The organism is Streptosporangium sp. NPDC004379 (assembly GCF_042873875.1).
GTDB lineage: Bacteria > Actinomycetota > Actinomycetes > Streptosporangiales > Streptosporangiaceae > Streptosporangium.
This window is the reverse complement of the sequence record NZ_JBIAMC010000001.1, coordinates 218,326-231,270: the sequence shown is the minus strand read 5'-3', so window position 1 is coordinate 231,270 and position 12,945 is coordinate 218,326. Positions and strand designations below refer to the sequence as shown.

The following is a 12,945-nucleotide window of genomic DNA, read 5'->3' as shown; positions in this document are numbered from 1 at the left end:
CGAGGTTCCCGGCGGATCTCCGTAAGCGCTTGCCGGGGTTCCCCCGTAGGCGGATACTTCGTCCGGAAGGTCGTGGAACGCGTCCGGCCGGGAGGAGTCCACCATGCCGGTGTCCGCCGCCGTCCGGGCCCGGTGCCGCGCCCTGCTGCCCCCCGGTGAGGACATCCGCTACGTCCTGCCCGCCCTGTCGGTGGGCTCACCCGGGATGGCCACCTTCCTGATCGTGGTCTCCAGCCGGTCGATCTTCGTCCTGTCCACCCGGTTCTTCGACCGGGATATGCCGACCTCGGTGTACGCCACGCACGCGCGCCGTACCCGCCTGGGGCCCGTCGAGTTCTCGGTGGGCGCGGCCATCGAGCTGGGCGGCATGGTCTTCGAGATCGAGGAGGAGTACGCGGCGGTGATCTCCGCCGCCGACGCCGAGGTCTTCGCCCCCGAGACCCTCCCCCCGGACCCCCTCCCCGACCTCTGACCCCCACCCCGCCCCCGAGCCGCGACGCGCAGCGTCGCCGTGAGCCCGCTCGGGGGCGCCGGTGTCTGGACCCGCGAGGGGGCGCCGGTGTCTGGACTGAGGAGCGCAGCCGCGGAGCGGCGGAGTGACGAGGGAAGGCACCGGCTCAAAAAGCCCCCGAGCCGCGACGCGCAGCGTCGCCATCAACACAGCCCCGAGCCGCGACGCGCAGCGTCGCCATGAGCACAGCGGCACGATGCGAGATGTCGGCACCGGCCCCGACACGAGATGATACGAACGTGATGGTTTCGCGGCGCCGTCACAGGGGGGGCTAGACTTCGGCGGAGCGCTACTGGCGTCGTGCCGACGCCAGAGCCCCAGACGCCAGCAGCCGCTGCATGAGGAGCCACTGACTTGTCCCGTCGCCTGTTCACCTCCGAGTCGGTCACCGAAGGCCACCCGGACAAGATCGCCGACCAGATCAGTGACGCGATTCTCGACGCCATGCTCAAGGGTGACCCCAGGAGCCGCGTCGCGGTCGAGACGCTGATCACCACCGGCCAGGTCCACGTCGCCGGAGAGGTGACGACGGAGACCTACGTCGACATCCCCGGTCTCATCCGGGAGAAGATCCTCGACATCGGCTACGACGCCTCCCACAAGGGCTTCGACGGCGCCTCCTGCGGCGTCTCGGTGTCCATCGGCGCCCAGTCGCCCGACATCGCCCAGGGCGTCGACGACGCCTACGAGGCCCGTGAGGGCGAGGCCGGCGACGAGCTGGACCGCCAGGGCGCCGGGGACCAGGGCCTGATGTTCGGCTACGCCTGCCGGGAGACCCCCGAGCTGATGCCGCTGCCGATCACCCTGGCCCACCGCCTGTCCGAGCGCCTGTCCCAGGTCCGCAAGGACGGCACCGTTCCCTACCTGCGCCCGGACGGCAAGACCCAGGTCACCGTCGAGTACGACGGCGACAGGCCGGTCCGCCTCGACACCGTGGTCGTCTCCACGCAGCACGCGGCCGAGATCGATCTCAAGGAGATGCTGGCGCCGGACATCAAGGAGCACGTGGTCGACCCGGTGCTCGCCGGCCTGGACATCGACACCGAGGGTTACCGCCTGCTGGTCAACCCCACCGGCCGCTTCGAGATCGGCGGCCCCATGGGCGACGCCGGCCTGACCGGCCGAAAGATCATCGTGGACACCTACGGCGGCATGGCCCGTCACGGCGGCGGCGCCTTCTCCGGCAAGGACCCGTCCAAGGTGGACCGCTCGGCCGCCTACGCCATGCGCTGGGTCGCCAAGAACATCGTGGCCGCCGGTCTGGCCGACCGTGCCGAGGTCCAGGTCGCCTACGCCATCGGCAAGGCGCACCCGGTCGGTGTCTTCGTCGAGACCTTCGGCACCGAGAAGGCGCCGATCGAGAAGATCCAGGAGGCCGTGCTCCAGGTCTTCGACCTGCGTCCGGCCGCGATCATCCGTGACCTCGACCTGCTGCGCCCGATCTACTCGGCGACCTCCGCCTACGGCCACTTCGGCCGTCCGGAGTTCTCCTGGGAGGCGACCGACCGGGCCGAGGCCCTGCGTACCGCCGCCGGCCTGTAGATCGCAGACCGCACCCGGATCCGCCGACCGGATCCGCCCGGCAGCCCCCGTGAGCTCGCTCACGGGGGCTGTGCCGTTCGGGCGACCTTGATCGCGAGCCGGTCACCGGCAGGGGGTATTTTCTCCCTGAAGGATCTTGGGGGAGAACGTGGACGGGCGGTCGGGGGCGGGCGAACCGCCCGTGGAGATCACAGGTTTCGTGGGGCGCAAGAAGGAGGTCCGCCAGATCAGGCGCCTCCTCCAGGCGTCGAGGCTGGTCACCGTCACCGGTGTGGCGGGCGTCGGCAAGTCGCGGGTGGCGGTGGAGGCCGCCTCCGGGGTGCGCCGGGCCTTCGCCGACGGCGTCCACGTCGTGGAGCTGGCCGGGGTCGGCGACCCCGGCCACCTGGAGCTGGCGGTGGCCCGGGCGCTCGACCCCACCGGCACGCTCGCCGGTCCCGGGGACCCGGGGCTGGCCGGCCGGCTCGGCGACGGGCGGGCGCTGCTGGTCCTCGACTCCTGCGAGCACCTGGTGGACGCCTGCGCGGAGCTGGCGCAGACCCTGCTGGAGAACAGTCCCGAGTTGAGGATCCTGGCCACCAGCAGGCAGCCGCTCGGCGTGCCGGGTGAGCACATCGTGGCGCTGCCGCCGATGGCTCTGCCCGGTCCGCGGGCCGGGACCTCCCCGGCCGCGCTCGCCCGGTACGACGCGGTCGCGCTGTTCCTGGAGCGGGTCACCGCGGCGAACCCCGGCTACGCGCCCTCCGACGCCGACGCCGCCAGGATCGCCGAGATCTGCGTCAGGCTGGAGGGCATCCCGCTGGCCATCGAGCTGGCCGCCGCCCGGGCCCGCGAGATCCCGCTGGGGCTGATCCTGCGCTTCCTCGGCGACCGGCTCTGGCTGCTGGCGGGCCGTACGGCGGGCGGGCGGCACCCGACCGTCGGGGCCACCGTCGAGTGGAGCCACGAGCTGTGCACCGCCGACGAGCGGCTGCTGTGGGCGCGGCTGCCGGTCTTCGTCTCCTCCTTCGACGTGGCGGCGGCCGAGGTGGTGTGCTCCGACGGGGAGCTGCCTCCCGAACGGGTGCTCCCGGCACTGCTGGGGCTGGTGGACAAGTCGATCGTCGTGCCGGTCAGGCAGGACGAGGACACCGTCTACCGGCTGCCGGGCATCATCCGCGAGTACGGCGTCGCGGCCGGGGGCGTCGACCGGGAACGGCTGCGCCGCCGCCACCTGGACCACTACTCCGGTCTGGCGCGGCGGGGCAAGGACGCCGGCCGGCACGGCGACCAGCTGCGGATGTGGATCCGGGTCCGGCGGGACTGGCCCAACCTGCGGGCGGCCCTGGACCTGTGCGCCGAGGACGCCGCTCTGCGTGAGATCGGGCTGATGACGGCCGCGTCGCTGTGGTACCTCTGGGTGGCCTGCGGGATGCTCCGGGAGGGCCGCCACCACCTGGAGCGGCTGCTGGCCCTTCCCGGGCCGTGGGACGACGCCCGCGCCTGGGGGACGCTCACCCTCGTCTACATCGCCGAGGCCCGTGGAGACCTGGAGCTCGCCCGGTCGCTCCTGGAGGAGTGCGCCGGGCACTCCCCGCCCGGAGCCCCCCTGATCCCCCTGGTCCATCTCAAGATGAGCGGCACGGCCGCCTTCCTGGAGGGCGACATGCGCGGTGCGGAGCGCATGCTGGGTGAGGCCGCCGAGCGGCTCGTCCCCGCTGGGGAGGTGCCCGAGGTGTTCCTGCCCGCGCTGATCGAGCTGGGCACGAGCCTGGCCTGGGGTGGGGAGACGGCACGGGCGGGGGAGGTCTTCCTGGAGTGCCGCCGGATCTGCATGGAGCTGGGGGAGGAGTGGGCGAGCGCCTACGCCGACTACGGCCTTGGCCTGGTCGCGCTGGCCGAGGGCGACGCCGGCCGGGCCGCGGCGTACGCGCGGGACTCCCTGCGGGTCAAACGGCGGCTGGCGGACGCGGTGGGCATCGTCTTCTGCCTGGAGTTGCTGGGCTGCGCCGCGGCCTGCGAGGGCGACCTGCCCCGGGCGGGGCGACTGCTCGCCGCGGCGCGGGCCGGCCGGAGCGACAAGGGGCTGCCGGAGGGGGGCTACCCGGTGATGACGGCCGACAGCGCCCGCTGGGCCGAGACGGTGGGCAGGGGGCTTCCGTCCCGGGAGGCCGAACGGGCGGCCCGCGAGGGCGCGGGGATGGGCCTCGCGGAGGCGGTCGCCTACGCGCTGGGCGAGGAGCCGGGCCAGGGCGCCCGGGACGCCGGAGACGCCGGGAACACCGCGGGCGCGCCGGGCGGGGCCGTACGGGACGCCGGGGACTGGGCGCCGCTGACCCGCAGGGAGCGAGAGGTCGCCGAGTTGGTCGCCGACGGGCTGACGAACCGGCAGATCGCCCACCGGCTGATGGTGGTCCAGCGGACCGTGGACTCGCACGTCGAGCACATCCTGGCCAAGCTGGGTTTCTCGGCGCGCGCCCAGATCGCGGCGTGGGCGACCCGGCGCCGCCGGGGCTCGTGAGCGCCGGCTGCTAGGTTCTGTTCCCCGGAGAGCCGAAGATCCGCCGGAGAGCCGGGGAACGAGAGCCGGGGAACGAGAGCCGGAGGGGGAGAGGAGGCGGTGATGACGGCACGGCCGGGAAGACGGCGGCCGGGGAACCTCCCGGTGGACCTGTCCAGCTTCGTGGGACGGGCCGGGGAGCTGTCCGACGCCGCGCGCCTGCTGGCCGGTGCGCGGCTCCTGACCGTCACCGGTCCCGCCGGAGTGGGCAAGACCCGCACCGCGCTGCGCCTGGCCGGCGGTCTGCGCCGCCTGTTCCCCGACGGGGTGTGGCGGGTCGAGCTGTCGGGCACCGGCGACCCCGCGGCGGCCGTCGCCGCGACTCTGGGGCGGCACGCGCCCTTCCCCGCACGGGACGAGGCGCGGGAGGCGGCGTCGAGCGGGCCACGGGAGGCGAGGGGGAGCGGGGCCCGGGACGCCGCGCCGGGCACGGTGTGGGAGGCCGTCACGGTCGCCGCCGCCACCGACGCCATCGCCGTCACCGAGGACGCGGTTCCCGGAGGCCCGGCCCCCGCGGGCGTGGCTCCGGCGGCGCCGAGGCCGCGTGACAGGCGGATGCTCCTCGTCCTCGACACCTGCGAGCACCTCCTCGGCGAGGCGGCCCGGCTGGCCGGGTCACTGATGGCCGGCGCGTCCGGCGTCACCGTGGTGGCCACCAGTCGCAGGCCGCTCGGCCTGCCGGGGGAGCGGGTGCTGCGGCTGGCGCCGCTGCCGCAGGCGGACGCCGTGCGGCTGTTCGAGGACCGGGCGGTGGCCGCCGACCCCGGTTTCACCCTGACCGCCGCCGCCGCGCCGGTGGTCGCCGAGATCTGCGACAGGCTGGACGGGCTGCCGCTGGCCGTCGAACTGGCCGCGGCCCGGATGCGCTCGATGTCGGCCGGGGATCTGCTGGAGGAGCTGCGCCACCGGTTCACCCTGCTGGGAGGCGTGAGCCGGAGCGTGCTGCCGCGCCACCGGGACCTGCGGGCGGCCGTGCAGTGGAGTCACCGGTTGTGCGACGCCGAGCAGCGGAGGATGTGGTCGATGCTCGGAACCCTGCCCGGCCCCTTCGACCTGGCCGCCGCCGAGCGGGCCTGCGCGGCGGCGCTCGGTGCGGACCGGGTGGCGCCGGTCCTGGCCGAGCTGGTCGAGTCGTCGGTGGTGCTGCGCGAGCCGGGGGACCGGTACCGGATGCCGAAGCTCTACCGGCGGTTCGGCCCCGAGCCCCCGGAGCTCACGGAGCGCCCCGAGCATCCCGCGCATCCCGAGCGCCCTGAGCACCCGGCGGGGCACCGGGCGCGGCCGTCCGCGCCACGGCAGCCACGCGGCGTCTGGCGGCCCGTGTGCGGGGCCCGCCAGCCGGCGCGGACGGGACAGGCGGTCGCCGGGACGCTCAGCGCCCGGGAGCTCCAGGTGGCCGAGCTGATCACCGAGGGGCTGTCGAACCCGCAGATCGCCGTGCGGCTGGGCATCGCCAAGCGCACCGTGGACGCCCATGTCCGCAACATCCTCGCCAAGGGAGGACTGGCCTCCCGCACCCAGGTGGCCGCCTGGGTGGCCGAGAGCGACCGGCAGCCGCCCGCGCGTGCGTCCGGGGACGACACCGTACGGTGACCGGCTCCGGTACGGCGACCGGCCCCGTGCCCGGAGACGGCCGGGAGCGCCGGGGAACGCCCGAGGACGGGCGGGAACGTGGGAGAACGCCCAAGGACGGATGGAACGCCGGGGAACGCCCAAGGACGGATGGGAACGGACAGGGACGAGCCCGATATAGGCACATCAACCGATGCGGAACGCCCAGCCGGGCCGTCATCATGGACGCGGCCAGTGGGGCACCACGCGTGTGCCGGCTTTCCGCAGCGTTCGGGTGGGACATGGGAGGGGTCCCCTTCCACCTGATTGTCGCCGGGACGCGCCCCGTGTCGGGCGTGACCCACTGGCCCTGGACGCGTCTCCCACCCGGTGGCGCGGCGCGACGCGGCCCGGGCGTCCGCCGCCGGGTGGGGTGTTCCACCCATGCCCGGCGGGTGGCCGGCCCACGGCGCCGCCGGCGATGGCGGCGGCCGGATCCTCCCATGCCCGGCAGGGTGGCCGGGTCTGGTAGACCAGGTGGGTGACCGAGACCCGACCCGCACCCGGCGCCCGCCCGTCCTGCGACGAAGGTGCGCTGCTGCCGCTCGACGCCGTGCGCCGGGAGCGGGCCGGGGAGGCGGCGCCGGGCGCGTCGCGGCGGGCCGGGGCGCCCGCCAGGGGTGTGCCGGAGCCGGCCGCTGTGCTGCCGGTCGCCAGGGTCGCCGTGGACACCCCGCTGCCCCACCTCGACCGGCCGTTCGACTATCTCGTCCCGGCCGCCATGGACGCCGAGGCGGTGCCGGGCGTGCGGGTCCGTGTCCGCTTCGCGGGCAAGCTCGTGGACGGGTTCCTGCTGGAGCGGGCCGAGGCCAGCGAGCACCAGGGCCGGCTGGCCCGCCTGGAGCGGGTGGTCTCCCCGGAACCGGTGCTCACCCCCGGGATCGCCGCGCTGGCACGCGCCGTGGCCGACCGCTACGCCGGGACCATGGCCGACGTGCTGCGCCTGGCCGTGCCCCCGCGCCACGCCCGGGCGGAGGCGGAGGAGCGCGCGGAGACGCCCGGCGATCCCGGGCGCGGCACCGCTCCCGGGGACGGTCCCGGCGATCCCGGCGGTCCCGGCGGTCCCGGTGATCCCGGCGATCTCAACGGTCCCGCCTCCTCTCCGGTCTCCGGCGGCCCGGGGCCCTGGGCCGACTACCCCGACGGGGAGGCGTTCCTCTCGGCCCTCGCCGAAGGACGCGCGCCGCGCGCCGTGTGGACCGCGCTGCCCGGCGTCACCGGCGACGGTCCCGAGTGGCCCCGCGCCGTCGCGGTCGCCGTACGGGAGACCCTCCGCGGCGGCAGGGGGGCGCTCGTGGTGGTGCCCGACGGAAAGGACGTGGCGCTGGCCGACGCGGCGCTGACGGCCGTCCTGGGCCCGGGAGCGCACGTCGCCCTCACCGCCGACCTGGGGCCCGCCGAGCGCTACCGCCGGTGGCTGCGGGTCGCCCGGGGACGGGTGCGCGCCGTCGTCGGCACCAGGGGCGCGGCGTTCGCCCCGGTCACCGGTCTCGGGCTGGCGGTCATCTGGGACGACGGCGACGACCTGCACGCCGAGCGGCTCGCGCCGTACCCGCACGCCCGCGAGGTGCTCGCGCTGCGCGCCCACCAGAGCCGCGCCGGCCTGCTCGTCGGCGGACACGCCCGGACCGCCGAGGCCACCCGGCTGCTGGCCACCGGCTGGGCCGGCACCCTCGTCGCCGCCCGCCAGACGGTCCGGACCAGGGCCCCCTGGGTACGGCCGGCCGGCGAGGACGCGGAGCTGGCCAGGGACGAGGCGGCGCGGGCCGCCCGGCTGCCCAGCCTCGCCTGGCGGGCCCTGCGGGCCGGTCTGGAGCGCGGCCCGGTGCTGGTGCAGGTCCCGAGGCGCGGCTACCTCCCCGCGCTGGCCTGCCAGAACTGCCGGGCGCGGGCCCGTTGCGGGCACTGTTCCGGGCCGCTCGCCCTGCGGTCGGGCCACGCCGTGCCGTACTGCCGCTGGTGCGGGCGGATCGCGGGCGACTGGCGCTGCCGGGCCTGCGGCGCGTCCCGGGTGCGCGCGCAGATCGTCGGGGTCCGCCGGACGGCGGAGGAGCTGGGGCGCGCCTTCCCCTCGATCCAGGTGAGGACCTCCGGCCGGGACGGCGTGCTGACCACGGTCGGTCCCGGCCGGGCGCTGGTGGTCGCCACGCCCGGGGCGGAGCCCGTGGCCGAGGAGGGCTACGCCGCCGCCGTGCTGCTGGACGGCTGGGCCCTGCTCGGCCGGCCCGACCTGCGGGCGGGCGAGGAGACGCTGCGCCGCTGGATGAACGCCGCGGCGTTGTTGCGGCCCCGCGCCGAGCTGGTCGTCATGGCCGACTCCGGGGCGCCGGCCGTGCAGGCGCTGCTGCGCTGGGATCCCATCACCCACGCCGAACGGGAACTGGCCGACAGGACAGAACTGGGTTTCCCCCCCGCGGTGCGGATGGCGACCCTCACCGGCTCGCCGGCGGCGGTGAGGGAGATGCTCGGCGAGGTGACGCTGCCGGACGGGGCGCAGGTTCTGGGACCCGTGCCGGTCGAGACGCACAGGGGCGACCAGGTGCGGGAACGCGCCATGATACGGGTCTCACAGGGGTCGGGGACGGCGCTCGCCACCGCGCTGAAAGGGGCCGTCGGAGTGCGCTCGGCACGCAAGAGCCCGGAGCCGGTCCGGGTGTGCATTGACCCTCTCGATGTGATTTGACGTGTTTCCCCGATTCGCGGTGCCGTCGGTAAGCCGTTAATTTTCCCCTGTGTCGATCGAATGGGTGAATCGGGCCGTCGCCGACCTGCGCGAGTGGGGGCGCACGCGGGACGTCGACGTCGACGTCGACGAGGTCCGGCTGCTCTGCGACTACGCGAGCGACTATCTGAACGTGCACGAACTGGGGGATTTCACCCCGGTCACCTTCGAGGAACTGCTGCTCGACATCTACCCGCGGAAGGTCATCGCCCCGCCGGAGAGCGCCGCCGAGACCGTCGCCGCCGCCCGGACGCTCGTCGACTTCCTGCTCGCCACCGAGGAGATCGGCGGCAAGATGGCCGCGCGGATGCGCTCCACCCTCGACCGGATCGAGCCGGAGATGCCGGTGGCGCTCGCCGACACCTCCCTGTTCGGCATGGCCAAGAGCCTGTTCAGCGCCATGGGCGCCGACTCGCTGGAGCAGGATGACGCGCCGGAGCCGTCGGAGGCCGGGGCCGGGGGACACGACGGGGAGCACGGCGACGAGCCGTGCGACTGCCCCGCCTGCTCCCCGCCGCTCCCGCCGGTACGGCTCGCGCCCCGCGAGGAGCTGGCCGCCGACGTCGTGCGGGTGCCCCTGGTGCGCGACGCCCGGCGGCTGGCCCAGTGGATGCTGGCCGGGGGCCGCACGCCGACCGTCAGGGGGCGGCTGCGGGTCCGCGACGCCGCGGAGGCCCGCGCCCAGCTCGGGGTGGCCGACCCGGTCCTGCTGTGGGACCTCGCGGTGCACGCGGGTCTGGTGCGGGTCGAGCGCAACGCCGTCTTCGACGGCGAGGACCCCGCTCCGCTCGACGTCTGGACGGCGGCCGTGGGCTTCCTGCTGACCTCCGGCCCGGGTGGCGCCGTCACCGGCCACCCGGCCCTCGACGAGGAGCTCTACACCCTGCTCGACATGGCCTACCGCCTCCAGGAGCCCGTGCCGCTGCCCACGGTCGCCGAGCACCTGGAGGGGATCGGGCTGCTGGACGACGGGCCGGTGGACCTCTCCGCGTTCGTGCGGCGGCTGGCCTACTGCGGGCTGGCCGAGACCGGCGTGGACGGCCCCGCCGACGACGAGGGCGACGGCGGTCCCGGCGGCGGTCCCGGCGACGGCGAGGACGACGACCCGGCTCCGGAGGCCCTGGAGCTGACCCCGCTGGCCGTGTGGGGGATGCGGGAGCTGTACGGCGCCTTCGGCATCGAGGCGCCGGAGGTGGCCGACATGGTCGCCGTCGGCGCCCCCGAGCTCATCGAGGAGCTGCTGTCGGGCATCCCGGAGGAGATGGCCGAGGCCGACATCGAGGGCTGGCTGCGCGGCAGGCCGCCGCTGGAGGCCGCCGTCGAGCTGCTCGACGCGGCCTCCGGCGCGGCGGCGGTCGTCAGGGGCGTCGCGGTGTCGATCGTCGACCGGCTCGGACCCGAGGCCGAGGAGGCGGTCCGCCGCCGCCTGGACGAGGCCGAGCTGCGCCCGCACGCCATCCACTGGCTCTCCGCCCGGGGGCTGCCCGCGCCGGGGCTCACCCCCGACGAGGCGCTGTGGATGAGCGTCGACATGCTCGCCCTGGCCATCTCCGCCGCCGAGGACGACCCCGAGGCGTTCGCCGAGAACATCTCGGCCTCCGGCCCGCCGGCCCACGTGATCGAGGAGATGTGGCGGGTGGACCACCCCGAGGTCGTCGAGGTCCTGGAGCTGCTCGGCCGCTCCATGCGCGACCAGGCCACCGCCAAGGCCGCCCGCAAGGCCGCTTTCAAGGCACGTTCCCGCGCCATCGGCTAGCCGTACACCCGTGGGGCTCGAGTGCAGTAAGTTGCTCGGGTGGCAAAGAGCGGGAACTCCGGCAACGTCTTCGATCTCGGCGAGCTGCGCAGGCTCGTGGAGGAGCTGGGATCGGGGTCGCGCGAGGCGCGCGCCGCGGTCCTCGACGAGGTCGCCGCGGACGGCGACTGCGACTGCCCCGGCTGCGGTCCCGACGCGCTGAGCTTCCCGCCGGTCCGGCTCGCCCCCGACGAGGAGCTGGCCGCCGCCGTTCTCGACGTCCCGCTGGTGCGCGACGCCCGGCGGCTGGCCGCGTGGACGGGCACCCGCCAGGTGACGCCCGAGGGACTGCTGCCCGACCCGTTCCTGCCCTGCGCCGAGCTCGGCCTGCCGGGTCCGGCCCGGCTGCACCTGCTGTGGGTCGTCGCGGTCAACACCCGCATGATCCGCATCATGCGGGGCGTGGCGTCGCCCGGCCCCCTGGCGCCGCCGGCCTCGCCGCCTCCCGCCGTGCTGCTGGAGTTCTGGGACGGCGTGGTGATGGACGTCCTGGACCGCGCCGACGAGTCGCTGACCGGCTCCGCCGTGGTCGACGACCACCTGGCCGAGATGCTCGCCACGATGTACGCCGTGAACGAGGGCCTGTCCCGCGCCACGCTCGTCAAGGGCATCCTGCAGTCCCACGAGGTGGCCTGCCAGGCCCGCCCGGCGGAGATGCGGGCCCTGGCCGCCGCGCTGCCCGCCGAGCTGGAGGCGGCGCTGGAGCTGCTGGGCTACTGCGGGATCATCGAGACCTCCCCCGCGGGCCTGCCCCGGCTGACCCCGCTCGGCATGTGGGCTGTCCGCCAGGACCTGCTGCGCGAGGGCCACGACGCGCCCACCGCGGCCGAGGTCGCGGTCTTCGCCGGCATCGACGCCACCGAGCTGGTCGACGCGGTCACCAACCGCTCGGCCGCCCCCAGCGCCGTCACCGTGTGGCTCGCCTCCCGCACCCCCGAGGCCGCGGCCCGGGAACTGGTCAAGATCGCCGCGTCCGGCACGGCCGCCCAGCGCGCCACCGTCGGCTCCATCCTGGAGGAGCTCGGCCCCGAGGCCGAGGTCCCGCTGCGGGAGGCCCTCGCCGAGCCCGCGATGTGGCGTTACGCCGCCTCCTGGCTGCACATCCGCGACCTGCCCGCGCCCGCCCTCACGCTCGCCGACCGCACCTGGCTCACCGTCGACACCCTCGCCGCGATGACCTGTCCCGGCCGGGCCTCCGACGTGGCGCGCGAGTTCGACCTGCTCGAACCCGGCGAGGACCCGGTCCGGGTGATCGAGGAGATGTCCCGGGCCGGCCACCCCGACACGATCGCCGTACTCGACCTGCTGGCCGCCCGGCACGGCGAACCGGCCGTCGCCAAGGCCGCCCGCAAGGCCGCGATGAAGGCCCGCTCGCGCTGACCCGCGAGGGGCGCCGGTGTCTGGACTGAGGGGCGCCGCGAGGGGCGCCGGTGTCTGGACTGAGGAACGCAGGAGCGAAGCGACGGAGTGACGAGGGAAGGCACCGGATCAAGAGCCCCGAGCCGCGACACGCAGTGTCGCCATCAACAGGGAGCGAAGCGGCGGAGTGACGAGGGAAGGCACCGGTTACCAGCCCCCGAGCCGCGACGCGCAGCGTCGCCATGAGCACAGCCGGTGGACCCGGTCCGGGCCCTTAGACTTGGGGGATCCCCTGAGAAGCGTGAGGAGAGCCTGTTGGCCATTCAGTCGATCCGTCTTTTCGGCGACCCGGTGCTGCGCACCCCCGCGGAGCCGGTGAAGGACTTCGACAAGGAGCTGCGCAAGCTCGTCAAGGACCTCACCGACACGATGATGGACGCCCCCGGCGCCGGCCTGGCCGCGCCCCAGATCGGCGTGGGCCTGCGCGTCTTCACCTACTACGTGGACGACCGGCTCGGGCACCTGATCAACCCCGACCTCGACCTGTCCGACGACCAAGACGAGGAGGGCGAGGAGGGCTGCCTGTCCTTCCCCGGCCTGTCGTTCCCCACGCCCCGGGCGATCCGGGCCGTGGCCAAGGGGTTCGACATGCACGGCGAGCCCGTCACCCTTGAGGGCACCGACCTGATGGCCCGCTGCTTCCAGCATGAGACCGACCACCTCGACGGCATCCTGTTCATCGACCGGATGGATCCGAAGCAGCGCAAGCTCGCCATGAAGGCGATCCGTGAGGCCGAGTGGAGCGGGATCGCCGCGCCCGCGATCAAGTTCTCCCCGCACACCACCCACGGGAAGGCTCTGTAGGA

Annotated in this window: 8 protein-coding genes; all 8 read left to right on the top strand. The window is 75.0% G+C overall.

Features of this window, described 5'->3' with window-relative positions:
- Window positions 1-103: 103 nt before the first annotated feature.
- The 8 genes from ACFYSC_RS00885 (at window position 104) to def (ending at window position 12,943) form a co-directional block, all read left to right on the top strand.
- Entirely contained in the window at window positions 104-472 is a 369-nt protein-coding gene (locus tag ACFYSC_RS00885; RefSeq protein ID WP_389954803.1) for a hypothetical protein, read from the top strand.
- Between the two features lie 393 nt (window positions 473-865).
- Window positions 866-2,053 carry a methionine adenosyltransferase gene (metK, locus tag ACFYSC_RS00880; protein ID WP_362934581.1) on the top strand — a complete coding sequence of 396 codons (1,188 nt, stop codon included), beginning with the start codon at window positions 866-868 and terminating at the stop codon, window positions 2,051-2,053.
- Between the two features lie 136 nt (window positions 2,054-2,189).
- Window positions 2,190-4,553, top strand: a complete 2,364-nt coding sequence (locus ACFYSC_RS00875) for an ATP-binding protein (protein WP_389954800.1) — start codon at window positions 2,190-2,192, stop codon at window positions 4,551-4,553.
- 102 nt (window positions 4,554-4,655) lie between these two features.
- Window positions 4,656-6,185, top strand: a complete 1,530-nt coding sequence (locus ACFYSC_RS00870) for a LuxR C-terminal-related transcriptional regulator (RefSeq protein WP_389954797.1) — start codon at window positions 4,656-4,658, stop codon at window positions 6,183-6,185.
- Between the two features lie 499 nt (window positions 6,186-6,684).
- A complete protein-coding gene (locus ACFYSC_RS00865; protein ID WP_389954794.1) occupies window positions 6,685-8,886 on the top strand; it encodes a primosomal protein N' in 2,202 nt (733 codons plus the stop codon).
- A gap of 49 nt (window positions 8,887-8,935) precedes the next feature.
- Window positions 8,936-10,681, top strand: coding sequence for a hypothetical protein (locus ACFYSC_RS00860; RefSeq protein WP_389954791.1), 1,746 nt, complete (start codon window positions 8,936-8,938; stop codon window positions 10,679-10,681).
- Window positions 10,682-10,720: 39 nt separating this feature from the next.
- On the top strand, window positions 10,721-12,100 hold the full coding sequence (locus ACFYSC_RS00855; RefSeq protein ID WP_389954789.1) for a hypothetical protein: 1,380 nt from the start codon (window positions 10,721-10,723) through the stop codon (window positions 12,098-12,100).
- Window positions 12,101-12,394: 294 nt separating this feature from the next.
- Window positions 12,395-12,943 (top strand): peptide deformylase, encoded by a 549-nt coding sequence (def, locus tag ACFYSC_RS00850; protein WP_362934599.1) that lies wholly within the window; start codon window positions 12,395-12,397, stop codon window positions 12,941-12,943.
- Window positions 12,944-12,945: the final 2 nt, after the last annotated feature.